Annotated in this window: 26 protein-coding genes, 1 tRNA gene and 1 other RNA gene; 16 read left to right on the top strand and 12 right to left on the bottom strand. The window is 71.0% G+C overall.

Annotation, left to right across the window (positions count from 1 at the left end; genetic code table 11):
- The first annotated feature begins 55 nt into the window (after positions 1-55).
- The gene (locus BSZ37_RS13625; RefSeq protein WP_095511077.1) at positions 56-1,141 is read left to right on the top strand and encodes a M14 family zinc carboxypeptidase; all 1,086 of its coding nucleotides are present in this window, start codon (positions 56-58) and stop codon (positions 1,139-1,141) included.
- 3 nt (positions 1,142-1,144) lie between these two features.
- Here BSZ37_RS13625 and BSZ37_RS13620 read toward each other — a convergent pair whose 3' ends face one another.
- The 7 genes from BSZ37_RS13620 to speA all read right to left on the bottom strand — a co-directional run bounded on the left by BSZ37_RS13620 (position 1,145) and on the right by speA (position 9,134).
- Positions 1,145-1,690, bottom strand: a complete 546-nt coding sequence (locus BSZ37_RS13620) for a spore maturation protein (RefSeq protein ID WP_095511076.1) — start codon at positions 1,688-1,690, stop codon at positions 1,145-1,147.
- Positions 1,691-1,693: 3 nt separating this feature from the next.
- Positions 1,694-2,704 (bottom strand): nucleoside recognition domain-containing protein, encoded by a 1,011-nt coding sequence (locus tag BSZ37_RS22670; RefSeq protein WP_095511075.1) that lies wholly within the window; start codon positions 2,702-2,704, stop codon positions 1,694-1,696.
- Positions 2,705-2,825: 121 nt separating this feature from the next.
- A complete protein-coding gene (locus tag BSZ37_RS22070; RefSeq protein ID WP_095511074.1) occupies positions 2,826-3,032 on the bottom strand; it encodes a hypothetical protein in 207 nt (68 codons plus the stop codon).
- A gap of 122 nt (positions 3,033-3,154) precedes the next feature.
- Entirely contained in the window at positions 3,155-5,014 is a 1,860-nt protein-coding gene (uvrC, locus tag BSZ37_RS13605; RefSeq protein ID WP_095511073.1) for an excinuclease ABC subunit UvrC, read from the bottom strand.
- 83 nt (positions 5,015-5,097) lie between these two features.
- Positions 5,098-6,177 (bottom strand): agmatine deiminase family protein, encoded by a 1,080-nt coding sequence (locus tag BSZ37_RS13600; RefSeq protein WP_095511072.1) that lies wholly within the window; start codon positions 6,175-6,177, stop codon positions 5,098-5,100.
- A complete protein-coding gene (locus BSZ37_RS13595) occupies positions 6,177-7,082 on the bottom strand; it encodes a carbon-nitrogen hydrolase (RefSeq protein WP_095511071.1) in 906 nt (301 codons plus the stop codon). Before BSZ37_RS13595 ends, BSZ37_RS13600 begins: the two co-directional genes overlap by 1 nt.
- A 60-nt stretch (positions 7,083-7,142) precedes the next feature.
- The gene (gene speA, locus BSZ37_RS13590) at positions 7,143-9,134 is read right to left on the bottom strand and encodes a biosynthetic arginine decarboxylase (protein ID WP_218830501.1); all 1,992 of its coding nucleotides are present in this window, start codon (positions 9,132-9,134) and stop codon (positions 7,143-7,145) included.
- Positions 9,135-9,310: 176 nt separating this feature from the next.
- Between speA and BSZ37_RS13585 the strand changes: the two genes are divergently transcribed.
- The 5 genes from BSZ37_RS13585 (at position 9,311) to secG (ending at position 13,297) form a co-directional block, all read left to right on the top strand.
- Positions 9,311-10,300, top strand: a complete 990-nt coding sequence (locus BSZ37_RS13585) for a deoxyhypusine synthase family protein (protein ID WP_095511070.1) — start codon at positions 9,311-9,313, stop codon at positions 10,298-10,300.
- A gap of 65 nt (positions 10,301-10,365) precedes the next feature.
- Positions 10,366-10,755 (top strand): SET domain-containing protein, encoded by a 390-nt coding sequence (locus BSZ37_RS13580; RefSeq protein ID WP_095511069.1) that lies wholly within the window; start codon positions 10,366-10,368, stop codon positions 10,753-10,755.
- A 123-nt stretch (positions 10,756-10,878) separates the two neighbouring features.
- Positions 10,879-12,237 carry an FAD-dependent oxidoreductase gene (locus BSZ37_RS13575; protein ID WP_095511068.1) on the top strand — a complete coding sequence of 453 codons (1,359 nt, stop codon included), beginning with the start codon at positions 10,879-10,881 and terminating at the stop codon, positions 12,235-12,237.
- Position 12,238: 1 nt separating this feature from the next.
- The gene (locus tag BSZ37_RS13570) at positions 12,239-12,790 is read left to right on the top strand and encodes an NUDIX domain-containing protein (protein ID WP_095511067.1); all 552 of its coding nucleotides are present in this window, start codon (positions 12,239-12,241) and stop codon (positions 12,788-12,790) included.
- A 126-nt stretch (positions 12,791-12,916) separates the two neighbouring features.
- Positions 12,917-13,297: a preprotein translocase subunit SecG gene (gene secG / locus BSZ37_RS13565; RefSeq protein WP_095511066.1), complete on the top strand. Its 381-nt coding sequence runs from the start codon at positions 12,917-12,919 to the stop codon at positions 13,295-13,297.
- Positions 13,298-13,442: 145 nt separating this feature from the next.
- Here the strand turns inward: secG and rnpB are convergent.
- The 4 genes from rnpB to BSZ37_RS13545 all read right to left on the bottom strand — a co-directional run bounded on the left by rnpB (position 13,443) and on the right by BSZ37_RS13545 (position 17,209).
- Positions 13,443-13,874: RNase P RNA component class A (gene rnpB, locus BSZ37_RS13560), an RNA gene on the bottom strand.
- A 91-nt stretch (positions 13,875-13,965) separates the two neighbouring features.
- Positions 13,966-14,715 (bottom strand): zinc ribbon domain-containing protein, encoded by a 750-nt coding sequence (locus BSZ37_RS13555; RefSeq protein WP_095511065.1) that lies wholly within the window; start codon positions 14,713-14,715, stop codon positions 13,966-13,968.
- Between the two features lie 80 nt (positions 14,716-14,795).
- Positions 14,796-15,914, bottom strand: coding sequence for a Nif3-like dinuclear metal center hexameric protein (locus BSZ37_RS13550; RefSeq protein WP_095511064.1), 1,119 nt, complete (start codon positions 15,912-15,914; stop codon positions 14,796-14,798).
- Positions 15,911-17,209 (bottom strand): MFS transporter, encoded by a 1,299-nt coding sequence (locus BSZ37_RS13545; protein WP_095511063.1) that lies wholly within the window; start codon positions 17,207-17,209, stop codon positions 15,911-15,913. Before BSZ37_RS13545 ends, BSZ37_RS13550 begins: the two co-directional genes overlap by 4 nt.
- A gap of 78 nt (positions 17,210-17,287) precedes the next feature.
- Between BSZ37_RS13545 and BSZ37_RS13540 the strand changes: the two genes are divergently transcribed.
- Both BSZ37_RS13540 and BSZ37_RS13535 read left to right on the top strand, forming a co-directional pair.
- Positions 17,288-17,360 (top strand) — tRNA-Arg (locus BSZ37_RS13540).
- 23 nt (positions 17,361-17,383) lie between these two features.
- Positions 17,384-17,680, top strand: a complete 297-nt coding sequence (locus tag BSZ37_RS13535; RefSeq protein WP_143537663.1) for a 7(1) septoil knot domain-containing protein — start codon at positions 17,384-17,386, stop codon at positions 17,678-17,680.
- 18 nt (positions 17,681-17,698) lie between these two features.
- Here the strand turns inward: BSZ37_RS13535 and BSZ37_RS13530 are convergent, their stop codons facing one another.
- A complete protein-coding gene (locus BSZ37_RS13530; protein WP_179299637.1) occupies positions 17,699-18,550 on the bottom strand; it encodes an alpha/beta hydrolase in 852 nt (283 codons plus the stop codon).
- Positions 18,551-18,587: 37 nt separating this feature from the next.
- Between BSZ37_RS13530 and BSZ37_RS13525 the strand changes: the two genes are divergently transcribed.
- The 8 genes from BSZ37_RS13525 to BSZ37_RS13490 all read left to right on the top strand — a co-directional run bounded on the left by BSZ37_RS13525 (position 18,588) and on the right by BSZ37_RS13490 (position 26,126).
- Positions 18,588-18,881: a family 4C encapsulin nanocompartment shell protein gene (locus tag BSZ37_RS13525; protein WP_095511060.1), complete on the top strand. Its 294-nt coding sequence runs from the start codon at positions 18,588-18,590 to the stop codon at positions 18,879-18,881.
- 93 nt (positions 18,882-18,974) lie between these two features.
- Complete coding sequence (locus BSZ37_RS13520; protein WP_095511059.1) at positions 18,975-19,256, top strand: DUF427 domain-containing protein; 282 nt, start codon at positions 18,975-18,977, stop codon at positions 19,254-19,256.
- 107 nt (positions 19,257-19,363) lie between these two features.
- On the top strand, positions 19,364-19,840 hold the full coding sequence (locus BSZ37_RS13515; protein ID WP_095511058.1) for a hypothetical protein: 477 nt from the start codon (positions 19,364-19,366) through the stop codon (positions 19,838-19,840).
- 110 nt (positions 19,841-19,950) lie between these two features.
- Positions 19,951-21,906 (top strand): protein translocase subunit SecD, encoded by a 1,956-nt coding sequence (gene secD, locus BSZ37_RS13510; RefSeq protein ID WP_095511057.1) that lies wholly within the window; start codon positions 19,951-19,953, stop codon positions 21,904-21,906.
- 88 nt (positions 21,907-21,994) lie between these two features.
- Complete coding sequence (gene secF / locus BSZ37_RS13505; RefSeq protein ID WP_095511056.1) at positions 21,995-22,927, top strand: protein translocase subunit SecF; 933 nt, start codon at positions 21,995-21,997, stop codon at positions 22,925-22,927.
- 96 nt (positions 22,928-23,023) lie between these two features.
- Positions 23,024-23,365 carry an STAS domain-containing protein gene (locus tag BSZ37_RS13500; RefSeq protein WP_095511055.1) on the top strand — a complete coding sequence of 114 codons (342 nt, stop codon included), beginning with the start codon at positions 23,024-23,026 and terminating at the stop codon, positions 23,363-23,365.
- Between the two features lie 81 nt (positions 23,366-23,446).
- Positions 23,447-24,724, top strand: coding sequence for an adenylosuccinate synthase (locus BSZ37_RS13495; protein ID WP_095511054.1), 1,278 nt, complete (start codon positions 23,447-23,449; stop codon positions 24,722-24,724).
- Between the two features lie 76 nt (positions 24,725-24,800).
- Positions 24,801-26,126, top strand: coding sequence for a sensor histidine kinase (locus BSZ37_RS13490; RefSeq protein WP_095511053.1), 1,326 nt, complete (start codon positions 24,801-24,803; stop codon positions 26,124-26,126).
- Positions 26,127-26,186 lie beyond the last annotated feature (60 nt).

Raw genomic sequence — 26,186 nt, 5'->3', positions numbered from 1 at the left:
GCAGCGGGGAGAGGGCAGACCTGAACCCCACGCCGCCCCGGCGGGTTCAGCCGCCATGACGCTCGCCGACCTCGACACCGACGACCTCCGCTTCCGCACGTCCGCCGACGTGTTCGACGACCTCCGGTCGGCCTGTGAGCAGAACCCCGACCTCGCGACGTTCGAGACGATCGGTGAGAGCGAGGAGGGGCGGCCGATCGCGGGCGTCGCGCTCGGCTACGGCCCGCGACTCGTCACCCTCGTCGCCGGCGCGCACGCCGACGAGCCCGTGGGCCCGGAGACGCTGCGGACGCTCGTATTGGAAGGGCTGGCCGCCCGCGACTGGGGCGCCGAGGGGGGAGGCCTCGAAGAGCTCTGGGGCGAGGTCACGTTCCGCATCGTCCCACACGTCAACCCGGACGGCGAGGCGCGCAATTGGCCGTGGATCGAGGCGTGGGACGTGGGGCGCCCGCACGAGACGCTGGCGGCGTTCCTGCGCGGACGCCGCCGGGAGTTGCCGGGGCGCGACGTCGAGTATGGGTATCCCGCGATGCGCCCCGAGAACGCCGCGGCGACGGCGTTCCTCTTCGGCGACGGTCCCGTCGCGCTCCACGCGAGCCTACACGGCATGGGGTTTTCAGAGGGGGCACTCCTCCTCGTTGAGCGGGGCTGGCTCGACCGGCCCGAGACCGATGCGCTCCGCCACGGACTCGCCGAGGCGGCCGGAGCCGTCGGCCTCCGGCTCCACGACCACGACCGCGACGACGACAAGGGCTTCGACTACGCGGGTCCCGGGTTCTGGACGACGCCGTCCGGCGCCGCGATGCGCGCCCACTTCGAGCGGTCCGGCGATCCGGAGACGGCGGCGCGGTTTCACAACGCGTCGATGGACCAGGCCGCCGAGGCCGGCGGCGACCCGCTCCGCATCGTCACCGAGCTCCCGCTCTTCCAACTCGCCGCCGACTACGAGCACGAGCCCGGCGTGCCCGCCCTCCTTCACACGTGGAGAGAGCGGACGCCCGCCCTCGTCGAGGCCGCCGCCGAGGGCGCCGACCTCGGGCCGCTCGTGGACGACCTCGGCCTCCGCTGCGTGCCGTTGGCGGACGCCGTCCGCGTCCACCTCGCGACGCTGGAGTTGGCGATCCGGGGCGTCGTCGCGTGAGCGTCAGCCGCCGAAGAAGAGGAGGCACATCCAGACCGCCAGCAGCATGGCCGCCACGTCGGCGATGAGGCCGGCGGGGAGCGCGTGGCGCGTCTTGCTCACGTTGACGGCCCCGAAGTAGACGGCGATCACGTAGAACGTCGTCTCCGTCGAGCCGAACATGGTCGAGGCCATCCGGGTGATCATCGACGACTCGCCGAAGCGGGCCGCGAGGTCGGCCACGATGGCGACCGAGCCCGAGCCCGTCAGCGGGCGGACGATGGCCATCGGCAAGACCTCGGCCGGCATCCCGATGAGCGCGAGCACGGGGCTCAAGAAGCTGGAGAGGGCCTCCATCGCGCCGGACGCCCGGAACATCCCGATCGCGAACAGGATGGCCACGAGGTACGGGATGATGCGGACGGCGAGGCCGAACCCCTCCTTGCCGCCCTCGACGAACGACTCGTAGACGGGGACCTTTTTGAACAGCCCGTAGAGTGGGATCCCGACGATCATCGCCGGGAGCACGAAGACGGAGGCGGCGCTGATGAACTCGCGGAAGACGTCCATGGGTCAGGCGGCGTCGGGGGTGGGGGCCGCGTCGGCGTCGAGGCGGGCGGGGTCGGTCGCGCGGTAGCGCGGGAGCCGCTGCAGCAGCTTCGTCGCGACGATGGCAATCGCGAGGGAGCCGGCCGTCGTGAAGAGGATCGGGAAGTAGACGTTGTTCGTCTCGAGCCCGATGATGGCGATGAGCGTGACCGGCGGGATGAGCTGGACGCTCGCCGTGTTGATCGCCAGGAACATGGCCATCGAGTTGGTCGCCGTGTCCGGGGTCTGGTTCAGCTCCTGCATCTCCTCCATGGCCTTGATGCCGAACGGCGTCGCGGCATTCCCCAACCCGAACATGTTCGCGGCCATGTTGAGCGCGATCATCCCCATGGCCGGGTGGTCCTTGGGGATCTCGGGGAAGAGGGGCCCGAGCACGGGCCGGACCAGCTTCACGAGCGCGTGGATGATGCCGGCATCCTCGGCGATCCGGCTCAGCCCGAGGAACAGGACCAGCACCCCGATCAGGCCGATGGCGATGGTCACGGCGACCTCGGCGAACTCGATGGCCGCCGCCGTGATGGCGCCGAGCTTGACGAACCGGACCGGCAGGAAGCGGAGTCCGCCGGTGGCCGCCGCCCCGTCTGGCGCGAGCCGGAGCCCGACGAGCTCGCCCTGGAGGATGCCCTCGCCGGGGTTCGTCGCGTCCCGGATCGCGTCGAGCGGTGCGGGCAGCGCGGCCTCGGCGTCGGCGAGGACGAGCTCAAGCCCTCCGCTTTCCGTCCGGCGGACGCGCGCCTCGTAGCTGGCCTCCGGCGCCCCCTCGTCGAGCCCGTAGAACGCCTGGAACGCCGTCGAGTCGATGACGAGGCGCGCGGGCTGGCGGGGGGCCTCGGCGTCGTACGGCCGGTCGAACTCGACGCGGACCGGCAGCGGCGCGTCGTTCCGGTACGTGTCCTGCAGCAGGTCGCGCGTGTCGGCGGCCAGCGCGAACACGAGGCTGATGATGATGAGGCCGGCCCAGATGTAGTTGAGCATGAAGGGCGGGAGAGGGGCCGGCAAGGTCGCCGCCTCCCCCGACGAGCGCAACCAAAAGAAGAACGCCCCGGGCCGCCCACCACAAGCGGCCCGGGGCGCTCCCGGTGCGAACTCTGTCGGTCTACGCCCCCGCGCAGAACGACATGTCGACGAGTCGGCCCCCCAGGCCGGCGCCGAGGTCCGGTGCTTCCTCGACGCACATCCCGGCGATCTCCACGTACGTCGACTCTGGCTGGGGGCTCGGCAGGAGGGCCGGCGCCAGCAGGGGCGAGGCCAGGGCACAGAGCCCGTCGAGGGCGACGAAGACGGCGATCAGGCGGCGGCGCATGGGGAAGACCGGATGTCTGTCGCACCGTCCTCTCAACGCCGTGCCGATGCGGAACGAGACCGTTCTGTCGCCGCGTCGAGTGACCCCAGCGTTCCGCCGAGGCGGGGAGATCCGGCGACGGATCAGTCCGCCTCGGGCTTTTCGTCTGGCGTGTCGTAGTGCTGGCGGATGGCGCGCGCGACCGCGGGTCCCGTGACCGCGGCGATCTCGTCCTCGCTCGCCGCCTTCACCGCCTTCACGCTGCCGAGCTGCGTGAGGAGCTTCTTGGCCGTCTTCGCCCCGACGCCCGGGATGTCGAGGAGCTCGCTCCGGAGGTCCTTGATCCGCCGCTGCTTCCGCTGGGCCGTAACGGCGAACCGGTGGGCCTCGTCGCGGACACGCTGGATCAGGCGGAGCGACGACGACGTTCGCGGGATCATCGTCGACCCACTCTCGCCGGGGACGAACACCTCCTCGAGCCGCTTCGCCAGCCCGACGACCGGGAACTTGCCGTACACGTCCACCCGCCGCAGCGACTCGACGGCCGACGAGAGCTGGCCCTTCCCGCCGTCGATGATCACGAGGTCCGGCCACGGCCCGTTCTCCTCGAGCAGCCGCGCGTAGCGCCGCTCGACGACCTCGCGCATCGACTGGAAGTCGTCCGGCTTGCCGCTCTCGACCGTCCGGATCTTGTAGGTCCGGTAGTCACTCTTGCGCGGGCGGCCGTCCTGGAAGACGACGCAGCTGGCCACGGTCCCGGTCCCGCCGAGGTGGGAGATGTCGAAGCACTCGATCCGCCGGGGCGGGTTCTTGAGGCGGAGGTCGCGTTGGAGGCTGAGCACGCTCCGCGGGATCCGGTCCTCCTCGCGCTTCTCCTGCTGCAGCTTCCACTCGCTGAGAAGGAGCCTCGCGTTGGCCTCGACCATGTTCATCAGGTCCACCTTCTCGCCGCGCTGGGGCGTGCGGACCTCGACCTTCCGGCCCTTCTTGTCGCGCAGCAGCTCCTCGACGGCCGACGGCTCTGCCAGCTCGCTCGCGAGGTACACCTCGTTGGGATAGAACTGGGCGTTGGCGTAGTAGGCCTCGACGGTCCGCTGGAGGAGCTCGCCGTCCTCGACGCCCTCGATGCCGCGGAGGATCTTGTGGGTCCGCCCGATGATCTTGCCCTCGCGGACCTTGAACAGGACGCCCACGCCGGCGTCGGCCTCGCGGTCGAGGGCGAGCGCGAACAGGTCGCGGTCGACCTCGGGGTCGGTCACGACCTTCTGCTTCTGGGCGTACGTCTCGATCGCGCGGAGCCGGTCGCGGTACTCGGCGGCCTCCTCGAACTTCTTCTCGGCCGCGAGCCGCTGCATCTCGTCCTTCAAGAGGTCCGTGAGCTCGCGCGTCTTGCCGTTGAGGAGCGTCTTGATCTGCTCGATGGTGCCGTTGTAGTGCGCCTCGGTCTCGTACCCGACGCACGGCGCGGCGCACCGCTGGATGTGGTAGTCGAGGCAGGGCTGGTACTTGCCCGCCTCGATGGCCGCCGGGTTGAGGTTGAGCGAGCACGACCGCAGCTTGAACAGGTCCTTGATCGTCTTGAGCACCAGCTTCATGGCCTTCGCGTCCGTGTACGGGCCGAAGTAGAGCGAGCCGTCCTTCCGCACCTTCCGGGTGGGGAAGACGCGAGGGAACCGCTCGTTCTTGACGCAGATGAAGGGGTAGCTCTTGTCGTCCTTCAGCAGGACGTTGTAGCGGGGCTTGAGCCGCTTGATGAGGTTGTCCTCGAGGAGGAGCGACTCCGCCTCGGTGTCGGTCACGATGACCTCGACGTCGGCGATCTTCTTGACGAGCGCCTCCGTCTTGGCCTCGCGCGGGCGGCCCTCCTGGAAGTAGCTCCGGACGCGGCTGCGGAGGTTCTTGGCCTTCCCGACGTAGATGACCGTCCCGTCGGCGTCCTTGTGCTGGTAGACGCCGGGCTGGGTCGGGAGGTGGGCGAGCTTGTCGGCGAGGGCGTCGGTCATGTCGTCGAGGCGGGGGCGGTCGTACGCCAGCCGGGCAACGTCGTGCCCGGCAGTGACGGCGGTCCGTCACGCCGCGGCCCGGACTACGCGGGCACGTCCTGGCTGAGGCAGTGGCACGCGCCGAGGCCCCAGACGAGCGCCCGCGCCGGGATCCGCGCGACGGGCCGGCCGGTCACGCGCTCCAGGACGGCCGCCGCCGCGTCGTCCTGCGGGACGTCGAACGACGGCATCAGCACGGCGGCGTTGGCGATCAGGAAGTTGGCGTAGCTCGCCGGCAGCCGCTCGTCGCCTTCGAAGAGCGCGGGCGGCATTGGGAGCTCGACCACCTCGAGGCCGCGGCCATCGCGCCCGCGCCAGGCGCGGAGCCGGCCGACGGCCTCCTCCAGCGGCTCGTGGTTGACGTCGCCCGCATCCGGCTCCTGCGCCACCACGACGGTCCGCTCGCCGACGAACCGGGCGAAGTCGTCGACGTGGCCGTCCGTGTCGTCGCCGGCGATGCCGTCGCCGAGCCAGATGGTTTCCTGGATGCCCAGGCCGTTGAGGAGCAACTGCTCGACCTCGTCACGGCTCAACTCCGGGTTCCGGTTCGGGTTGAGGAGGCAGCTCTCTGTCGTCAGCGCCAGCCCGGCGCCGTTGACGTCGACGGACCCACCTTCGAGCACCACGTCGTACGGCTCCCGTTCGAGGCAGTGCGCCTCCGCCATGAGCACCGGCACCGTGTTGTTCTGCTCCGTCCGGTCGTACTTCCCGCCCCAGGCGTTGAAGACCCAGTCGGTCGCGAGCCGGTCGCCGGCCGCGTTCCGCACGACGAGCGCGCCGAAGTCGCGGATCCACTCGTCGTCGGTCGGCCAGACGTGGAGCCGCACGGCCGCGTCCGCCTCGGGCGACTCGCGGACCGCCGCGATGCCCGACGCCGCCAGCCGCTGGCGGACTTCCTCGGCGTGGTCCTCGCTCTGCACGATCACGCGCACGGTCTCGCCGAGGCGGAGGGCGTCGACCATGGCCACGTACGACGGCGCGACGCGCTCGTCGAGGACGTAGCCCGGCCACGTGTCCTCGCAGTGGGGCCACACGAGCCACGTGCAGTCGTGGGGCTCCCACTCGGCGCGGCGGCGGAAGCCGCGGGCGGCCGGCGAGCCCAGCGTCGGGGTGCGCTCGGCCATCAGCTCCCGTAGCGCTGGCCGATGTCGCCGTAGGCGTCCACACGGCGGTCCCGGAGGAACGGCCACCCGTGGCGCTGCTCGTCGATGGCGCCGAGGTCGGCCTCGACCACGAGCACGCCCTCGTCCTCCTCGCCGAGCTGGCTGAGGATCTGGCCGTCGGGCCCGACGATGAACGACGAGCCCCAGAACTGGATGCCGCGCCCCTCGCGCTCGGCGTCGGGGTCGTCGAGCGTCACCGGCTCGAACCCGGTCCGGTTGACGGCGACGACGTAGACGCCGTTGGCGACGGCGTGCGACCGCTGGATGGTGATCCACGCCTCGCGCTGCGCGTCCCCGTGCGAGTCCTTCTCGCTCGGGTGCCAGCCGATGGCCGTCGGGTAGAACAGGACGTCGGCGCCCTGGAGCGCCGTGGCCCGGGCCGCCTCGGGGTACCACTGGTCCCAGCAGACGAGCACGCCGAGGTCGCCGCGCGTCGTCCGCCACGACTTGAACCCGAGGTCGCCGGGCGCGAAGTAGTACTTCTCGTAGTAGAGCGGGTCGTCCGGGATGTGCATCTTCCGGTACTTGCCCGCATACCCGTGCGGCCCGTCGATGACGGCCGCCGTGTTGTGGTAGAGGCCCCGGGCGCGCTTCTCGAACAGGGACGCCACGATCACGACGTCGAGCTCCTTCGCCAGGGGCTCCAGCGCCTCCGTCGTCGGGCCGGGGATCGGCTCGGCCCAGCCGAACGGCTCCGTGCTCTCCGTCTTGCAGAAGTACGGCGAGAGGAACAACTCGGGCAGGCAGACGACCTGCGCGCCTTCGGCGGCGCACTCGCGGACCAGCTCCTTCGCTCGGGCGAGGTTGGCGTCGCGGTCGGTCGACATCGCCATCTGGACGAGGCCGAGGGAAACGGTGTCGGGCATGGGGTCAGCGGTCGGGATTCGGCGTCTCGGGTTCGGCAGGAGAACCCTTGGACTCCGAGCTCACGTCGGGTCGAGGTACGTCGTCTGGGGGAAGAACGCGCGGTAGTCGGCGAGGATGGCCTGGGCCTCCTTCGGGCGGACCACGCCCGCGCGGGCCTTCTCGCGGAGGAGCGTCTGGACGCGCGCCTGGAGGTCGGACGGGAAGTACTGGACCCGCGCCAGCATCTCCTCGACGGTCGTCCCGCGGATCGTTTCCTCGACGTAGTAGCCCGAGGGCTCGTCCTCGTCGAGGTACACGTGCGCCTCACTGACCCCACCGAACAGGTTGTGCGCGTCGCCGAGGATGTCCTGATACGCCCCCACCAGAAACACGCCGAGGCGGTACGGCTCGTCCGGCGGACCGGTCGGGAGGTCGTGGACTTCGAGCGCGCGTCGCGCGCCCTCCGGCGCGACGAACTTGGCGATCTCGCCGTCCGAGTCGCACGTGATGTCGACGAGTCGGGCGCGGCGCGTGGGTTCCTGGTCGAGCCCGGCGATGGGCATGATGGGGAAGCGCTGGCCGAGGGCCCAGTGGTCCATGAGCGACTGGAACACCGAGAAGTCGCACAGGAGCTGGTCGGCGAGGGCGTCGCCGAGGGCGTCGAGCTCGGGCGGCGCCCACTCCGGTCCGGCCGCCTCGACGCGCTCGTGGATGAGGCGGCAGACGGCCCAGTAGAGGCGCTCAGCGAGGGCGGCGGCGTCGAGGTCGAGGTAGCCGTACTGGAAGAGGGCGTGGGCCTTCTCGCGCGACTCGTTCGCGTCGTGGAGCACCTCCAGCAGCTCGCCCAATCCGCGTGCCGAGGCCGCCGTCTCGCGGAGCGCGTCGAGCTCGCCTGCGACCGGGTGGGCGCCCTTCGGGAGCTCGAAGTCGTCGGCCACGTCCGGCTTGCGCGTCGCGCCGAGGACGTCGACCACGAGGACGGAGTGGTGGGCCGTCACGGCGCGGCCGTTCTCGGTCACGAGGCGGGGCTCGGGCACGCCCTCGGCGTCGCACACCTCTTTGGCGGCGTAGACGACGGCGTTGGCATACTCCTGGACGGAGTAGTCGACGCCGCCGGCGCCGGCGCCGAGCGGGAGCGCGTCGTAGTTGACGCCGAGCCCGCCGCCGACGTCGAGGTACTCGGGCGTCAGCCCGCGCCGGACGAGCCCGGCGTAGACGCGGGCGATCTCGCGGACTGCGTGCTTGAGGGCCGCGACGTCGCCGATCTGGCTGCCGAGGTGGAAGTGGAGGAGCCGGAGCGCCTCCGGCCGCCCCTCCTCGATCAGGCGGTCCGCGAGCGCCACCAACTCGGGCAAGCTCACGCCGAACTTCGAGAGGCTCCCGCCCGACTTCGTCCACGGCCCCGGCGCGACGGCCGCCAGCTTGACGCGGACGCCGAACGCCGGCGCCTGCCCCGCGTCGTCCGAGAGCTTCAAGATCTGCTCGAACTCGGACGCCTTCTCGACGATCGGCAGCACCTTTCGGCCGAGTCGCTGGAAGGTCAGGATGAGGCGGAGCATCGCCGCGTCCTTGTAGCCGTTGACGAGGCACAGCATGTCGTCGGACTCCAGCCGCGGGAGCGTCGCGACGAGCTCGGCCTTGGAGCCGCACTCGATCCCGCTCCCGAACGGCCGCCCCGCCTCGACGATCTCGTCGACCACCTCGCGGAGCTGGTTCACCTTGACCGGGTAGACCGACGTGTAGCCGCCGCCGTACTCGGCGTCCTCGGCGGCCTGTCGGAACGCGGCGTTCAGCGCCTGGACGCGCGCCGCGAGGATGTCCTGGAAGCGGATGACGGCCGGGAGCGGGAGCCCGCCCGCGACGACTTCGTCGACGACGGCCGCGAGGTCGATGTGGCCGTCGCGCGCGGCGTCGGGGCGGGCGCAGACGTTCCCGTCGTCGTTGACGCCGAAGAAGCCCTCGCCCCAGGCCGGCATGTGATACAGCGCCTCGGCGTCGGCCGGCGTCCAGGCGTCGGGGGCGTCGAGGTCCTCGACGGCGTCGGAGAGGGGGGAGGGGGCGAGGTCGGACACAGGGTGGGGGACGGCGTGCAAAAGGGCCGACGAATCGGAGGCGCGGAAGGTCCCGCCCGCGGCCCTTCGCGGCGCCCAAGTCTGTGGGAATCCCGCCGCGCGCACGCCCGCCTCGGGCCCGAGGCGGAACGAGTCGGCACCCGGGCAAGTCCTCGCACGGTCCCGCACCCCTCCCTATGAGCCGCCCGATCTCGGACTTCGTCCGCCACCACTACCGCCACTTCAACGCCGCCGCGCTCGTCGACGCCGCCGAGGGGTACCGGGCCCACGTCGACGGCGGGGGCAAGATGCTCGTCGCCCTCGCGGGCGCCATGAGCACGGCCGAGCTGGGCCTGTCGCTCGCCGAGATGATCCGACGGGGCCACGTCGACATCATCTCGTGCACGGGCGCCAACCTCGAAGAGGACCTGTTCAACCTCGTGGCGCACGACCACTACGAGCGGATCCCGAACTGGCGCGACCTCACGCCGGCCGACGAGCAGGCCCTCCTCGAGCGGGGCATGAACCGCGTGACGGACACGTGCATCCCCGAGGAGGAGGCGTTCCGGCGTCTCGAAGACGCGCTCCTCGACGAGTGGCGGCGGATGGAGGCCGAGGGCGAGCGCCTCTTCCCGCACCAGGTGCTCTACCGGATCCTCCGGTCCGGCCGCCTGGAGGAGCACTACCAGATCGACCCCGAGGACTCGTGGCTCGCGGCCGCCGCCGAGCGCGACCTGCCCATCGTCACGCCGGGCTGGGAGGACTCGACGACGGGCAACATCTTCGCCGCGCACGTGCTCCAGGGCGACGTGTCGAGCCCTCACCTCGTCAAGCACGGGATCGAGTTCATGACGTGGCTCGCCGACTGGTACACGGACAACAGTGACGGACCGGGCATCGGGTTCTTCCAGATCGGGGGCGGCATCGCGGGCGACTTCCCGATCTGCGTCGTCCCGATGCTGGAGCAGGACATGGACCGGCGGACGCCGCTGTGGAGCTACTTCGCCCAGATCTCCGACTCGACCACGAGCTACGGCTCGTACTCCGGCGCGGTCCCGAACGAGAAGATCACCTGGGGCAAGCTGGCGGAGGACACCCCGCGGTTCCTCATCGAGAGCGACGCCACGATCGTCGCCCCGCTCATTTTTCAGTACGTCTTGGAGCGGTCCGAGGGGGCCTCGAAATAGGGCGTCGCCGGGGCGGGCCGGCCGGCTGGCGCGCAGTACGTTCCGCCGCCTTTCCTCACCCCACCATGTTTCTGATTCCAACCCAGCTCAAGCCCAGCGCCATCCACGGCACGGGCGTGTTCGCCGTCGACCCGATCCCGGCTGGCACCGTCCTGTGGGAGTTCACCGAGGGCGTCGACTGGCGCATCGAGGCGGACGACCTCGCGGCGTTCCCGGAGCCGTACCAGTCGAGGCTCCGCGCCTGGACCTACCTCGACGTCGACGGCCGCTACGTCCTCTGCGGCGACACGGCCAAGTTCATGAACCACTCCGACCACCCGAACTGCGACGAGCCCGACGGGCAGACCGTCGCCAACCGCGACATCGCGGCGGGAGAGGAGTTGACGTGTGACTACCGGACGTTCGACGTCGAGAGCCAGGAGCGGGGCGAGGCCTTCGATCCGGCCTCGGCCTGAGCCCCGACGAAACCCGCCACCGCCCGACGGGTCCCACGCGGGACCTCCCGCCCCCTGGACCGACCGCATGACGAGACGACCCGCCTGCCGACGACGCGTGCGCTGGCCCGAGCCGCGGTAGCCATGCGGATCGCCATCATCGGAGGCCTCGCCGCGGGCCCGGCCGCCGCCGCCGAGGCCAAGCGCCGAGCACCCGACGCCGAGGTCGTCCTGTTCGAGGAGGGGCCGAACATCTCAGTCGGGACCTGCGAGATGCCGTACCTCATCGGCGGGGTCATCGACCCGTCGGTGGACCTGGTCGTCGTCTCGCCCGCGGAGATGGAGCGGACGCGCGGGGTCGAGGTCCGCATCCGCCACCGCGTGACCGCGCTTGACCCCGCGCGCGGCCGGCTGACGGTCGAGGCGCTCGACTTCGGGTCCACGAGGGAGGAGGCGTTCGACCGGTTCGTCCTCGCGACCGGCGCCCGGGCCCGCCGCCTCGGCGTCGACGGGGAGGAGGCCGCAGGCGTGTTCACGGTCCGCGACCTCGTCGACACCGAGCAGATCCGACGGTGGCTCGACACCGAGGACGTCCGCCACGTCGTGGTCGCGGGGGGCGGCTACATCGGGCTGGAGATGGCGGAGGCGATGCGCGAGCGCGGCCTCCGGGCGACGATCCTCGACCCGAAGGGCCGCGTGCTTGGGGGCGCCGTCGCGTGCGAGGCGAGTGACCTCATGGACCGAGCCGTCCGCGGGGCCGGCGTGCTCGTTCGGCCGGAGCGTGCGACTGAGGTGCTGACCGACGACCGGGGCCGCGTCCGCGCCGTGCGCACCGACCGCGGCGAGATCGTCGGGTGCCAGATGCTGATCGTGTCGGTCGGCGTCGAGCCTCGCGCCGAGCTCGCCGAGGCGGCCGGCCTCCGGCTCGGCGACATGGGCGGCGTGACGGTCGACGACGAGATGCGGACGTCGCACCGCCACGTCTGGGCCTGCGGCGACCTCGTCCAGATTCCCCGCGCCCCCGACGGCCGCCGCGTCCTCTGGCCCCTCGCCACCACGGCGCGGCGGACCGCACGTGTCGCGGCGCGCAACGTGGCGAAACCCGGCAGCGACCGATTCCGGCCGTTCGCGGGCGCCGTTGCCGTCCGCGCGTTCGGCGTCGAGGTCGGGTCGGTCGGTCTGTCGATGCAGCGCGCGAAAGGCGCCGGCCTCGACGCGTTCGCGACCGACATCCGGCACGTGAGCCGGACGAAGGCCTTCCCGGGCGCCTCGCCCATCGACGTCCGCCTCGTGGTCGAGCGGCGGACCGGCCGGATCCTCGGCGGCCAGGTCGTCGGGGCCGAGGGCGCCGCGCTCCGGGCCAACGTCCTCGTCCCGCTCGTCATCCGCGGCAGCACCGTCCGCGAGCTGGCCGAAGACCTCGACCTCGTCTACAACCCCCCCGTCGCGCCGGCCGTCGACCCCCTGAAAGTCGCCGCCAGCCGGGCGCTCCGCTCGCTCTAGCATGGACCTCACCGAACGCTCGCTCCGCTCCGAACAGGTCTACGACGGCGTCCTGCTGGACGTCCGCCGAGACGAGGTCCGCCTGCCGAACGGCGAGACCTCCGGCCGAGAGTGGATCAAACACCCGGGCGCCTCGGCCGTCGTGCCGATCGACGACGAGGGCCGGGTGATCCTGCTGCGGCAGTACCGGTTCGGCCCGGGGCGCGAGTTCTGGGAGGTCCCCGCCGGGAAGTTCGACTCCGACGGTGAGGAAGCGCTGGACGTGGCGAAGCGCGAGCTGGCGGAGGAGGCGGGCGTCGAGGCCGCCGCGTGGACCCGCCTCGGGCAGACGTTCCCCGCGATCGGCTATTCCGACGAGACGATCCACCTGTTCCTCGCCGAGGGCCTGTCGCGAACGGAGGAGCACGTCGACGACGACGAGTTCGTCGAGCCGTTTCGGATGCCGTTCGCCGAAGCCGCCGCGATGGCGCGGCGGGGCGAGATCGAGGACGCCAAGTCGTGCGTGGCGCTCCTCCTGGCGGCCGCTGTGGTCGACGCGCGGGATCTCGACTGAGCCCGCCTCGGCGCCGAGGCGGGAGGGGTGACGCCGTCTTCACAGGAGTTGGGCGGCGTCGGCGTGGGCGGCCCCGGTGCAGGGCGCTAGTTTGGCCGTTCCGACCCTCCACACGCGACCGACGCCGTGTTCTACTTCCTGATCGTCCTGATCCTCATCATCGCCATCCTGATGGGCATCACCGTCCTGCTGCAGAGCGGCAAGGGCGGCGGGCTCGCCGGTATCGCCAGCGGCGGCCAGACGACCCAGATCCTCGGCGCGCGGCAGGCGCCCGACTTCCTCGAGAAGGCCACGTGGTCGCTCGGCTGGACCTTCCTCGCGCTCTGCCTCATCACGACGTTCTTCATCCCGCGAGCGGGCGGCGGCGGGTCGATCCTTCAGGAGCGGGCGGGCGAGCTCCCCTCGGCGGCCCCGGCGCCGATCGAGGCCCCGGCCCAGGGCGGCGAGCTCCCGACGGCGAACCCGGCCACGCCGACGGCCCCCGACGTCCCGCCGACGCAGGAGTAGCCTCCGCGTTCCCGACCGAAGCCGCCCGGCAGACACGCCGGGCGGCTTTTTTGTGTCCGCTCGACCGACGAGGCTGGCGACCTCGGGCTCGGAAGGGACAGGCCTGGAACGACGAAGCCCCGCCCGGAGGCGAGGCTTCGTGCCGACTGCGCGCCGGCCTGTACGCCGGATTCTGTCCGCGCCGCGGCCGTCGGAGCCGCGGCGCTGTGCCGCCATCTATCTGGGACCGCCGTCGCCGGCGGCCTCGAGCGGCCTACCCGCGTCCTCGGGCGGGCACCCTTTCCCGGCCGGAGCCGGGGCGGACGCTGCGTGGCCTTGCACCCCGTGGGGTTTGCCCAGCCGCGGACGTCGCCGCCCGCGCTGGTGGGCTCTTACCCCACCGTTTCACCCATCACCTGTGCCGGCGGCGCGAGCCGTCAGCCATCGGCTGGTCTGTTTTCTGTTGCACGTGCCGTCACCGACGCCGAAGCGTCAGCGCCTTCCTGTTAGGAAGCACGGTGCCCTGCGGTGTCCGGACGTTCCTCCCCGGGACCCGATTCCGAAGAACCGCTCCCGGGGCGGCGGCCCGGCCGGCGCGCCCCTAAGAAACGAGCGGGCGCCGGCCTTCGCGCCAGCGCCCGCTCGGGGATCTCGTGAGTTCGCTCGCCTCGGCGTCGAGGCGGAGGGGGTTAGGCCTCGGCGGAGACCTCGTCGAAGAGCGCCTCATCGACCACGATCCGCCCGTCGTGCTCCGAGACGATGATCCGGTCCCGCTGGCGGACCTCGACCTGGCGCTGCGGCGGGATCATGAACCCGGCGGCGGCGCCGCGCTCGATCGGGACCACGGCGCGGCCGTCGCGGACGCGCGTCCGGAGCCGCTCGTAGGCGCGGAGGTAGCGCTCGTCGATGGCCTCGGCGGCCTCGGCGCGCTGCTCCTCGTACTGGTCCTGCTCGGTCTTCGTCTCCTCGACCACCCGGTCGAGCTCCACGCGCTTCTCCGCGATCCGCGCCTCGAGCTCCTTCAGCGTGTCGTCGGCGCCCTCGACCGTCTCGGCCGTGTTCTCGTCGAGGTTGTCGTACCGCTCGATCTCCTCGTAGGCCGTCTGGATCCGCTGGCGGTGGGCCTCGATCTCCTTCGTGAGCGCGTCGTACTCGCGGTTGTTGCGCACCTGGAGCTGCTGCTCCTCGTACTTCCGGATCAGCCCCTCGCTCTCGGCGATGTCGAGCTTCAGCTTCTTCTTCTGGACCTCGGCCTCCTTCTTGTCCTGGTCGATCTTATTGAGGCGCGTGTTGAGGCCCGCCCGCTCGTCCTCCAGGTCCTGGATCTCCTCGGGGAGGTCGCCCCGGAGCTTCGTGAGCTGGTCGATCTTGGTGTCGATGATCTGGAGACGGACGAGGGCTCGGAGCTGGTCCTCGATCGTCGTGGTGTCGGTCGCCATGAGGTGCGTGCGCGTTGGGAGTCCGGTAGGGTACCTCCCCAACGGGCGCCCGGTTTTGAGAGGGAGGCGAATTGTGGGCGTTACGCCCCCGTGAACGTCCGCATCGGCGACGTCCGCGTCGCCGTGACGTCGACCGCCAACTCGGGGTGCTCGGCGCGGAGCCGGTCGGCGATCAGCCGTTCGGTGATCGCCTCGGTCTCGTAGTGGCCGGCGTCGACGAGCGCCATTCTCGGACGCCCCTCGGTGTCGAGTGCTTCGAAAAAGCGGTGGTAGGTCACGTCGGCCGTGACGTAGGCGTCGGCGCCGGCCGCGAGGGCGGCGGGGAGGAAGGACAGGCCGGCGCCGCCACAGACGGCCACGCGTTCGACCGTCTGGTCGTCGTCGCCGACATAGCGGAGCGCTCCGGCGCCGAGCGCGTCGCGGACGCGGGCGAGGAACGCGGGGAGGCGCTCGGGCGCGTCGAGGCGGCCGACCACGCCGTAGCCCTGCCGCGTCGCGCGGCCCTCCAACGGGTAGATGTCGAGCGCGGGCTCCTCGTAGGGGTGCGCCGCCGCCACGGCACGCCGGACAGCACCGACGGCCCACTGGGGCACGACCGCCTCGATCCGCACCTCGTCCGCCTCGGTGTCCTCGCCGACCATGCCGAGGTGGGGGGAGGCGCCGGCCTCCGGACGGAAGCGGCCCGTCCCGTCGCCCGTGAACGAGCACGCGCGGTAGTCGCCGATCTCGCCGGCCCCGGCCTCCGTCAGCGCCTGCCGAACCGCGTCGGCGGCCTCTCGCGGGGCGAACACGACGACCTTCCGCATCACGCCGTCGAGTGGGGCCAGGATCTGAGAGTCTCGGATCCCGAGTTGCTCTGCGAGGGCGAACGACACGCCGCCACGTGCCGCGTCGAGGTTCGTGTGGATCGCGACGTAGCTGATGCCGGCCCGGCCGAGCCGCCACGCCAGCGAGCCCACCGGGTCGTTGGCCGTCACGCGCCCGACGGGCTTGAACAGCAACGGGTGGTGCGTGACGATGAGCTGCGCGCCCGCCTCGGCGGCCTCGTCGACGACCTGCGGCGTGAGGTCGAGCGCGACGAGGACCCGATCTACGTAGGCGGCCGGGTCGCCGACCTGGAGCCCAACGCGGTCGAAGTCGGCTTTCTGGCCGGGCGGGGCCCAGGCGTGGAGGGTCGAAACGACGTCGGCGACGGTCATGCGGCGGTCTGGGAGGCGAGGCGGGTGGCCCGGCCCTCGGCTTCGTCGACGCGGGTGAGGAAGAAGGCGCCGAGGGCGAACAGCACGAGCACGAAGCCCACGCCGGCCCGCTCGGTTCCGAACACGGCCGTCAGCAGCCCGAACATGACCGGCCCGATGAAGGCGGTAGCCTTGCCCGAGAAGGCGAAGAAGCCGTAGAACTCTGTCTCCTTGTCCTCCGGCACGAACCGCCCGAGGAGCGACCGGCTCGCCGCCTGGTTCGGCCCCGACGCGATGCCGATGAGGACGCCCGCGCCCCAGAGCCACGTCTTCGTCGGCCCGAACACGGCGACGAGTGTGGCAATCGCGAGCAGGCCCAGCGAGATGAAGATGGTCCGCTTCCCGCCGATGGCGTCGTCGAGGAACGAGAACCCGAACGCCCCGATCCCGGCCGCGACGTTGAGCACGATCCCGAACAAGAGGATTTCGGTCTCGTCGAACCCGTAGGCGGTCGCCGCGAAGATGCCGCCCATCGCGAAGATGGTCACGAGGCCGTCGTTGTAGAACAGCCGGGCGACGAGGAGCCGCACGATCTGCCGGTAGTCGCGGATCTGGCGGAACGTCTCGCCGAGCTCGCCGAACGTCGCGCGGATCAAGTTCTTGGCAGGCGGCTCGGCCGCAGGCGGCTCGCGGAGCACGAGGAACGCCGGGATCGCGAAGAGCGCGAACCATCCGGCCACGATCAGGTTCGTCACGCGGACGTGCTCGCCGGTCGCCTTGTCGAGCCCGAACGGCGCCGTCTCGGGCATCACGAACGCGAGGGCGAGCCCCATGCACAGCAGCCCGCCGACGTACCCAAGCGCCCAGCCCCAGCCCGAGACGCGCCCGATCATGTCGGGTGGGGCGATCTCGGGAAGGAACGCGTTGTAGAAGACCTGCCCGATCTCGAACGCGATGTTGGCGACGACGACGAGCAGGATGGCCCCGACTACGTCCCCACGCTGGGGGAAGAACAGGAGGGCGGTCCCGAGGACCGTGATCGTCGTCGTGATGAACAAGGCCCGCTTCCGGGTCGCCGTCCGGTCTGCGAGGGCGCCGAGGAGTGGGGAGAGGAGGGCGACCGCGACCGCCGTCGGCGTCACGACGCCCCACGACCACAGCACCGAGCCTGTCGTCTCGTCCGGCGCGATGCCCTTCACGAAAAACGTCGCGTAGATGAACGTGATGACGAGCGTCGTGAACGACGAGTTGGCGAAGTCGTAGAGCGACCAGGCCCAGATGGCCTTTTTGTCGGCGGGGGGGGAGGGCTCGGGCATTCGGGGAGCGGGGATTCGCCGGAAGCTACCGGGCGCCCCCGAGACGCCCCTGATGCGGCCAGACTATCTTTTCGGGACGCCCACGTAGCTCAGGGGATAGAGCGTCGGTTTCCTAAACCGCAGGTCGCTGGTTCGATTCCAGCCGTGGGCACACGCGCCGCCAGCCGCACCGCCATGACCCCGTTCTGGCTCATCATCGCCCTCCTCAGCCCGTTCGCCGAGAGCGACGACTGCCCCGGAGCTGCGAAGCTGTACGGCAGGATTGAGGTCGTCGAAAGCTTCGCCGACTGCGAGGTCCAGGCTGTCGAGTCGTTTCCCGACCTCCGCGTCCAACTCGTCGACAGCTTCGCCGACGACCCCGGGGAATGCCAGATGGTCGAGAACTTCCCCGACTACACGGTCACGTTCGTGGAGAGCTTCCCGGACGTCAAGATCGAGTACGTCGACAGCTTCCCGGGGCCCACCGACTGACTCCCGAGGCGGGCCGGGTCAGGTCGCCTCGGCGGGCATGTGGGCCTCGAGCCAGTCGGCGAGGGCTGCGATGACGTCGTCGCGCTCGACCTCGTTGAGCGTCTCGTGGAAGAGGTCGGCCCAGAGGCGGAGCGTCACGTCGTCCGAGGCGGCGTGCTCGGCGAGCCACGTCGTCCCCGCCGGGTCCGTGATCGCGTCGGCCGTGCCGTGGAACAGAAAGAGCGGGACGTCGAACGCCTCGGGGTGCTGGCGGACGCGCTCGCCGGCGCGGAGGATCTCGTACCCGGTCCGTGCCCGGACGCCACGGACGGTGTTGAGCGGGTCCTCCTCGTACGCCCGGGCCACCGTCGGGTCGTGCGACAGCTGCGACAGATCCACCTTCGACACCGGGACCGCCGGAAGCCAGCGGGCGACGAGCGGCGCCAGCTTCTGGAGGACGGCTGGCGTGTCGTCGGGGAGCTGAATCGCGGGCGAGGACAGGATTACGCCCTCGAGCCCATCCGTCCCCTTCGATACGACGTAGGAGGCCACCACGAGCCCACCCATCGAATGGCCCATGAGGAAGAGGGGCACGCTGCCGACCCGTTTGCGGACGTCGAGGAGGTGGGCCTGCACGTCGTCGACGTACTCGCCGAAGTCGTCGACGTGGCCGCGGGTGCCGTGCGACCGGCCGTGCCCGCGGAGGTCGAGCGCGTGGACGGCGAACCCCCGCCGCATGAGCGCGCTGGCGACGTAGGCGTACCGTCCGCTGTGCTCGTGGATGCCGTGGACGAGGGCGACGACGCCCCGGACGGGCCCGTCGGGGGTCCAGCGGCGCGTGAACAGCGTCACGTCGTCGGGCGCGATGAGGGAACCGATCTCGTGGGTCATGGATCGCCAGGGGCGTCCCGCAAGGTATCTCCCCCTCATGACCGTCTTCGACTCGTCGCCCGACCCCGCCGATTTCCTCGCCACGCTCGACCAGCAGGTCCGCGACCTCCAGGACGCCGGGGGCGAGCCGCACGCGATCCTGGTCGGGCCCGAGGCCTACGAGGTCCTCAAAACGGCCGTCGCCGAGCGGTTCGGCCGCGAGCGGGCCGACCTCGGGCAGTACCAGTGGGTGCCGGTCGTCGTGGACCCGTTCCGCGGCGGGCGCCTCTGCGTGGTCCCGCCGCCCCGCGACGTCTCGGCCGGCGTCCGGGCGGAGCGAGACGAGGGGTGACCGTGCCGACTCGGTCCGCCTCGGCGTCGAGGTGGGGGATCCCGGTGCGGCCGGCCGGTGTCGAGACCCTCTCCCCCGAGCGAACTGCGACCCATGAAAGCCATCTGGAACGGCGCCACGATCGCCGAGAGTGACGACACCGTCGTGGTGGAAGGCAACCACTACTTCCCGCCAGCGGCACTCGATCGGCAGTACCTCCGTGAGTCCGACCACACGTCGGTTTGCCCGTGGAAGGGGACGGCCGGCTACTTCGACGTGGTCGTAGACGGCGAGGTGAACCAGAAGGCGGCCTGGATCTACCGCGAGCCGAAGGACGCGGCGGCCCAGATCCGGGACCACGTGGCGTTCTGGAAGGGCGTCGACGTCACCCCGTAGGCCCGTCGTCGAAGGTCTCGCGAACGGAGTTCCCGCGAACTCCCCACCGGGGGAACCCCGGCCCGGACGGGGCCTGCGTTAGTTTGCACGCTGTCGCCTTCGGCACCGTGCGCCCGTACCGTCTCGCTTTTGTCCGCCGTCTCGTCGCCGCGACCCTCGTCGCGGCGCTGGGTGTGCCGTTGGTGCCCGCCGTGGGGGCACAGGGCGGGGCGCCGTCGCTGGCCGTCGTCATCGACGACGCAGAGGCGTTCGAGCTCGCCCTCGCTGCGGCGCACGACGCCGAGGCCGGTACCGATCCGCTCGTCGTCTTCGCCGAGGCCTACGCCGCCGCCGTCGGCGACGTGTCGGTCGAGGCGCTGGTCCACCTGCTGGGCCAGTCGTCGATGTCGGGCGTCCTCCCGCCGGCCCACGACGAGGCGTTCGTCTCGTCCAAGCTAGCCACGCCCGCCTCGACGTCCGCGGCCGCTCTGGGCGCAGCCGCCGATGTCGTCGCCCCGATCGCGGCCGTCGGTGAGATCGCCGAGGCCGCCGACCTCGCGCCGCCGCGCCCGCTGGCGCCGTCGTCGCGCCCGCGCGCGCCCTAGCGCCGCCGGCCTCACGGCCGACCCGATCCGACTTTCGCTTTTGCGCTCGTCCGAAGGGGACGAGCGTGTCTCCAGACCCAACCCGGCGTCCGTATGGGCGCCCGATCCCTATGCAAGGCAACGGCTTCAAGCTATTCGCCGTCGGCGCGCTGCTCGTCATCTCCCTGTGGCAGCTCTTCCCGACGATTCAGAACTCCCTCAACAACCGCGACCTCGCGTCCATGGACCCCGCCGAGCGCGAGGCCTACGAGGCTGAGAACGCGGACGACCTCCAGGCCACGTCGGAGGAGGCCCTCAAGCTCGGGCTCGACCTCCAGGGCGGCATGCACGTGACGCTCGAGGTCGGGACCGGCGCGCTCCTCCGCGAGCTGGCCGGCAACCGGACCGACGACACGTTCGACGCCGCGCTCACGGCGGCCAGCGAGCAGGCCGTGACCTCCGACGAGAACTTCGTCACGCTCTTCGCCAACGCCGTCGAGGCCGAGCGGCCCGGCACGCGCCTGGCCCGCTACTTCCGCAACGCCGACGCCGACATCACGGCCCGCTCCGAGAACGACGCCGTCGTGGCGTACCTCCAGGAGGAGGTCGAGGAGGCGCTCGTCCGCGCGGAGGAGATCATCCGGCAGCGGATCGACCGGTTCGGCGTGACCGAGCCGCTCATCCAGCGCCAGGGCACGTCCCGCATCGTGGTCGAGCTGCCGGGCGTCGACGACGAGGAGCGCGTCCGCGAGCTGCTGAAGGGCACGGCCCGCCTCACGTTCCACCTCACGCCGCCGACGGCCGAGGTCCAGCAGGCCGCGGCCAACCTGTTCGCCTACTACGAGGACGGCGGCGAGGACGCCGAGGCGGACCCGACGGCGACCGCCGACGCCGACACGACGGCCACGCAGGTCGCCTCGGCCGACTCGACCGCCGACAGCGACGCCGACTCGGCCGACGTCCTCGACCTCGGGGACATCACGGCCGGGGCCGACCCGTCCGAGGAGGCCGGCGGCAACCCGCTCGCGGCCGTCCTCCAGCGGATCCAGGTCGACCCGTCGTCGAACTCGCCGATCGTCGGGCAGGTCGCCGAGAGCGACACGGCCGAGGTCTCGCGGCTCCTCGCGGCGCCGGGCGCGGCCCGGCTCATCCCGCCGGGCGTCGAGTTCCTGTTCACGGCCGGCCCCGACGCCGGCGTGACGGCCGACGGCGACGGCGTCCACTACCTCGTGGCCGTCAACCAGCGCGTCGAGCTCCAGGGCGAGGTGATCACGGACGCGGGCCCGGACTTCGACCCGTACACGAACGCCCCGCAGGTCTCGATCACGATGGACGGCGTCGGCGCGAGCCGGTGGAGCCAGATCACGGGCGCCAACCGCGGCAAGCCCGTCGTCATCGTCCTCGACGACCTCGTCTACACGTTCCCGACGATCAACGAGCGGATCCCGAACGGGCGGACGCAGATCACGGGCAACTTCAGCCGCCAGGAGGTCGACGACATCGTGACCGTCCTCAAGTCGGGCGCGCTCCCGGCCCCGGTCTCGATCGTGGAGGAGCGGACGGTCGGGCCGAGCCTGGGCGAGGCCTCGATCAAGGCCGGCACGCGGGCGCTGCTCGTGGGCCTCGTGCTCGTGTGCGTGTTCATGGCCATCTACTACCGCGGCGCGGGCCTCGTGGCCAACGTGGCGCTCCTGCTGAACGTACTGTTCATCTTCGGCGTCCTCGCCAGCTTCGGCGCCACGCTGACGCTGCCGGGTATGGCCGGCATCCTCCTCACGATCGGCATGGCGGTCGACGCCAACGTGCTCATCTTCGAGCGCATCCGGGAGGAGATGGAGAGCGGCAAGACGCTCAAGGCGGCCGTCGACGGCGGCTTCTCCAAGGCCCTCTCGGCCATCGCCGACGCCAACATCACGACGTTCCTGATCGGCGTGATCCTGTTCTCGTTCGGCGTCGGGCCGATCCAGGGCTTCGCCGTGACGCTGATGGCGGGCATCCTCACGTCGCTGTTCACGGCCCTCGTCGTGACCCGCCTCATCATCGACTACCTCGTCCAGGAGCGCGGCGTCAACGTCGCCTTCGGCTGAGTCAGGGTACTGGGTGCGCGCTCGGGGTCTCACCCCGCGTCGCGCCCGCCCCGTACCTCGTACCACGTACCCTGAATCCAACACTGACATGCGCATCTTCGAAAACACCCACTTCGACTTCCTGAGCAGCTTCCGGTCGAGCTACATCATCTCGGGCATCCTGCTCCTGGTCGCCGTGGTCTCCCTCATCTACCCCGGTCTCGAGGCCGGGATCGACTTCAAGGGCGGCACCGAGTTCATCGTCGGCACCGACACCGCCATCCCCTCGACGCAGGCCGCCTCCGCCCTCGGCGACGCGACCGGCGAGATCTACGAGGTCAAGGAGTTCGGCAACCCCGAGACCCTGATCGTTCGGACGGCCGCCGGCGGCGACGCCGACGCGCTCCGGACGTCGGTCGTCAACACGCTGTCGAGCGCGTTCGCCGGCTCCAACCCGGAGATCGAGGGGACGTACTCCGTGGGGCCCCGGATCGCCTCCGACCTCAAGGAGAAGGCGATCGTGCTCGTGCTCGGCGCCCTCTTCGTGATCCTGCTCTACATCTTCGTCCGGTTCGACTGGCGCTACGCCGTGGCGGCCGTCCTGACGCTGGCTCACGACGTGATCATCGTGCTCGGGCTGTTCGCGTTGTTCCACAACCTGACCCCGTTCTCGCTCCAGATCGACCAGGTCATCATTGCGGCGCTGCTCACGATCGTCGGCTACTCGATCAACGACACGGTGGTCGTGTTCGACCGAATCCGCGAGTACGCGCTCCTCTTCAAGACGGAGCCGTACGCCGAGACGGCCAACCGCGCGATCAACACGACGCTGTCGCGGACGGTCCTCACGTCGGGCACGACGCTCCTCGCGGTGCTCATCCTGTTCCTCATCGGCGGCGAGGTCCTCAAGGGCTTCTCGCTGGCGCTCCTCGTGGGCATCGGGGTCGGGACGTACTCGTCGATCTTCGTGGCGAGCCCGATCGTCGTGGCGCTGCGTGAGAAGTACGCGCCGGCCCGGCGCGTGGTGACGGCGAGCGCGTAACCCCCGCCGCCCCACGCTTCACGGAACGGGCGGCCCCGCGGGGCCGTCGGGAGGGGCGGGCGCCCGTAGCTTGGGCGGCCCGCCCCTCTCCCTTTCATGCAGATCCAGAGCACCAGTCAGAACGGCGTCGCCGTCCTCACCCTCGACGGCGACGTCCTCGGCGGCCCCGACGGCTCGGCCCTCCACGACGCGCTCGCCGAGGCGCGCGGGGACGGACCCCTCAAGGCCGTCGTCGACCTGTCCGGCGTCCGGTTCATGAACTCGTCCGGCCTCGGCATGCTCGTCGGCGCCCTCACGTCGGCCCGCAACACGGGCGGGGACCTCCGCCTCTCCGCCGTCGCCGAGCGCGTCCTCGCCATCCTCCAGGTCACCCAGCTCGACGGCGTCTTCCAGCGCTTCGACTCCGTCGACGCCGCCGTCGCCTCGTTCAAGGACTAGGGACAATCGGGACTAGGGACCGGCTGACGCGTCGCCACCCTAGTCGCCCGTCCCCCGAGTCCCCCAGTCCCTTACGCAGTCATGCCAGTTTCCGTCGTCATCGGCGCCCAGTGGGGCGACGAGGGGAAGGGGAAGGTCGTCGACCTCCTCGCCCCGACCATGGACGTCGTCGCCCGCTACCAGGGCGGGGCCAACGCCGGCCACACCATCAAGTGGGGCGACGAGACGTTCGTGCTCCACCTCATCCCGTCGGGCATCTTCCACGACGGCACGACGTGCGTGATCGGCAACGGCGTCGTGATCGACCCGGTGGCGCTCATGGAGGAGATCCGCCAGATCGAGGCGCTGGGCTACCCCGTCGAGGGCCGGCTGAAGATCAGCCACAACGCCCATCTCATCATGCCGTACCACAAGGCGCTCGACGAGGCCAAGGAGCGGTGGCGCGACGCCGAGGCCATCGGGACGACCGGCCGCGGCATCGGGCCGGCCTACGTCGACAAGTTCGCGCGGAGCGGCATCCGGGTGGTCGACCTCCTCGACCGCGACGGGCTCGCCAAGAAGCTCCGCGACGCGATGGCGGAGAAGAACGAGATCCTCTCGTCGGTCTACCAGTCGGCCAAGCTCGACGTGGAGGCCATCGTCGAGGAGTACGTCGAGTTCGACCAGCAGATCGATCCCTACGTCACCGATACGTCCGCCTTCCTCAACGACGCGCTCGCGGAGGGCCAGCACGTGCTGGCCGAGGGCGCGCAGGGCTCGCTCCTCGACGTCGACCACGGGACGTACCCGTACGTGACGTCGAGCCACCCGACCTCGGGCGGCGCGTGCACCGGGCTGGGCATCCCGCCGACGAGCATCGACCGCGTCATCGGCATCGTCAAGGCGTACTCGACGCGCGTCGGCAACGGGCCCTTCCCGACGGAGCTCGACGACGAGTTGGGCGAGCGGCTCCGGGCCGAGGGCCACGAGTTCGGGGCGACGACGGGCCGCCCGAGGCGGTGCGGGTGGCTCGACCTCGTCGCGCTGAGCTACACGTCGCGTCTCAACGGGTTCACGGAGCTGGCGGTCACGAAGCTCGACGTGCTGGCCGGGCTCGACGAGCTCCAGGTCTGCACGACCTACGAGGTCGACGGCAAGACGACGACGCGCTTCCCGACCGACCTCCGCACCCTCAGCCGCGCGACGCCGGTCTACGAGGCCCTGCCGGGCTTCTCCGGCGACCTCTCGGAGGCCCGGTCGATGGACGACCTCCCGGCCGCCGCCCGCGACTATCTCCAGTTCGTGAGCGACCACCTCGGCGTGCCCATTACGGTCATCGGGACCGGCCCGAAGCGTGAGGAGACGCTCGTCGCCGCGTGACGAGTTCGGAGTGTTCGGCTCGGCGTTCGGAGTTTCCTTCTGCTCCGAACGCTGACCCCCACCCTCCGACCTGACCGTGTCGGCCTACCGCACGAGCACGAAGCTCAAGCTCGGCCTCATCCTGGCCGCCGTCGCCATCGGCGTGGCGTCGCTGGCGTTCACCCAGCGGCTGGCCGACCGGCTCGAGGCCCAGGACGAGCAGGCGGTCGAGCTGTGGGCGCGGGCCATCGAGTTCCAGTTCCAGGTCTCGGCGCAGGCGGCCGGTCCGGGGCCCGAGGTGTGGGACGGGATCGCCGAGGCGGTCCGAGCCGCGGACTTGGCGCCGTCGCGCCGAGACTCGCTCCTCGCCGCCGTCGACACGCTCCGGGACGGACCGCCGTCGGACGGGCTCGACTTCGTGTTCTCGGAGATCGTCGAGCCCGACCGGTTCTCGATCCCGGCCGTCATCACCGACACGGCCATGACGGCGGCTTCGCTCTGGCGCAACGTGCCGGACGACGCCGACTTCCTGCGGCTGGCGCGAGAGATGGACGACGTCCACGAGCCCATCCGGATCGAGGGCGCCGGGTTTGGCGAGCAGCTCGTCCACTATGGCGAGAGCCCGCTGGCCCGGATGATCCGCCTGTTCCCGTACGTCCAGCTCGGGGTCGTCGCGTTGTTCGTGTTCGTAGGCTACCTCGGGTTCTCGTACGTCCGCCGGAGCGAGCAGTCGAGCTTGTGGGTCGGTATGGCGAAGGAGGCCGCGCACCAGCTCGGGACGCCGCTGTCGTCGATGATCGGGTGGGTCGAGCTCCTCCGCCTCGGCGACGCCGCGGACCCGGAGATGATCGCCGACGAACTGGAGGCAGACGTCGATCGCCTCCGCCGCGTGGCGGACCGCTTCGAAAAAATCGGCTCGGTCCCGGCCCTCGTTCCGACGCCCGTCCGTCCCGTCCTCGACGCCGTGGCCGACTACATCCGCCGCCGCGTCCCCACGAGCGGCCCGCCCGTCGCCATCGACGTCGACGTACCCGACTGGCTCACGGCGCGGCTCAACGTGGAGCTGTTCGAGTGGGTCATCGAGAACCTGCTCAAGAATGCGCTCGACGCGATGGAGGGCGTGCCCGGCCCGCACGAGATCACGCTGACGGGGACGGAGCTGAGCGGCGAGGTCGTGCTGCTCGTCCGCGACACGGGCAAGGGGATGGACCGTGCGACGGCCCGCCACGTCTTCCGCCCGGGGTTTTCGACCAAGCGCCGCGGCTGGGGCCTGGGCCTCAGCCTCGCCCGCCGGATCATCGACGAGTACCACGCCGGGCAGATCACCGTCGACACCTCCGCCCCGGGTGAGGGGACGACGTTCAAAATCGTCCTCGACGCGGCCGATGTGGGGGAGCTCGATCCGGAACCGGCTGTGGTTTGACGATGGGAGAAGGGGGGGGGCGATGGGACTCGCACCGGCGGCAAGGGGCGCGTCAGATTG

The sequence above is a fragment of the Rubrivirga marina genome, assembly GCF_002283365.1.
Lineage (GTDB): Bacteria > Bacteroidota > Rhodothermia > Rhodothermales > Rubricoccaceae > Rubrivirga > Rubrivirga marina.
This window is presented reverse-complemented; position numbering and strand designations above follow the sequence as displayed.

Bases quoted from the DNA above. Each gene is read 5' to 3' on its own strand.
- BSZ37_RS13625 (WP_095511077.1), top strand. From the start codon at position 56: ATGACGCTCGCCGACCTCGACACCGACGACCTCCGCTTCCGCACGTCC.
- BSZ37_RS13620 (WP_095511076.1), bottom strand. From the start codon at position 1,690: ATGGACGTCTTCCGCGAGTTCATCAGCGCCGCCTCCGTCTTCGTGCTC.
- BSZ37_RS22670 (WP_095511075.1), bottom strand. From the start codon at position 2,704: ATGCTCAACTACATCTGGGCCGGCCTCATCATCATCAGCCTCGTGTTC.
- BSZ37_RS22070 (WP_095511074.1), bottom strand. From the start codon at position 3,032: ATGCGCCGCCGCCTGATCGCCGTCTTCGTCGCCCTCGACGGGCTCTGT.
- uvrC (WP_095511073.1), bottom strand. From the start codon at position 5,014: ATGACCGACGCCCTCGCCGACAAGCTCGCCCACCTCCCGACCCAGCCC.
- BSZ37_RS13600 (WP_095511072.1), bottom strand. From the start codon at position 6,177: ATGGCCGAGCGCACCCCGACGCTGGGCTCGCCGGCCGCCCGCGGCTTC.
- BSZ37_RS13595 (WP_095511071.1), bottom strand. From the start codon at position 7,082: ATGCCCGACACCGTTTCCCTCGGCCTCGTCCAGATGGCGATGTCGACC.
- BSZ37_RS13585 (WP_095511070.1), top strand. From the start codon at position 9,311: ATGAGCCGCCCGATCTCGGACTTCGTCCGCCACCACTACCGCCACTTC.
- BSZ37_RS13580 (WP_095511069.1), top strand. From the start codon at position 10,366: ATGTTTCTGATTCCAACCCAGCTCAAGCCCAGCGCCATCCACGGCACG.
- BSZ37_RS13575 (WP_095511068.1), top strand. From the start codon at position 10,879: ATGCGGATCGCCATCATCGGAGGCCTCGCCGCGGGCCCGGCCGCCGCC.
- BSZ37_RS13570 (WP_095511067.1), top strand. From the start codon at position 12,239: ATGGACCTCACCGAACGCTCGCTCCGCTCCGAACAGGTCTACGACGGC.
- BSZ37_RS13555 (WP_095511065.1), bottom strand. From the start codon at position 14,715: ATGGCGACCGACACCACGACGATCGAGGACCAGCTCCGAGCCCTCGTC.
- BSZ37_RS13550 (WP_095511064.1), bottom strand. From the start codon at position 15,914: ATGACCGTCGCCGACGTCGTTTCGACCCTCCACGCCTGGGCCCCGCCC.
- BSZ37_RS13545 (WP_095511063.1), bottom strand. From the start codon at position 17,209: ATGCCCGAGCCCTCCCCCCCCGCCGACAAAAAGGCCATCTGGGCCTGG.
- BSZ37_RS13535 (WP_143537663.1), top strand. From the start codon at position 17,384: ATGACCCCGTTCTGGCTCATCATCGCCCTCCTCAGCCCGTTCGCCGAG.
- BSZ37_RS13530 (WP_179299637.1), bottom strand. From the start codon at position 18,550: ATGACCCACGAGATCGGTTCCCTCATCGCGCCCGACGACGTGACGCTG.
- BSZ37_RS13525 (WP_095511060.1), top strand. From the start codon at position 18,588: ATGACCGTCTTCGACTCGTCGCCCGACCCCGCCGATTTCCTCGCCACG.
- BSZ37_RS13520 (WP_095511059.1), top strand. From the start codon at position 18,975: ATGAAAGCCATCTGGAACGGCGCCACGATCGCCGAGAGTGACGACACC.
- secD (WP_095511057.1), top strand. From the start codon at position 19,951: ATGCAAGGCAACGGCTTCAAGCTATTCGCCGTCGGCGCGCTGCTCGTC.
- secF (WP_095511056.1), top strand. From the start codon at position 21,995: ATGCGCATCTTCGAAAACACCCACTTCGACTTCCTGAGCAGCTTCCGG.
- BSZ37_RS13500 (WP_095511055.1), top strand. From the start codon at position 23,024: ATGCAGATCCAGAGCACCAGTCAGAACGGCGTCGCCGTCCTCACCCTC.
- BSZ37_RS13495 (WP_095511054.1), top strand. From the start codon at position 23,447: ATGCCAGTTTCCGTCGTCATCGGCGCCCAGTGGGGCGACGAGGGGAAG.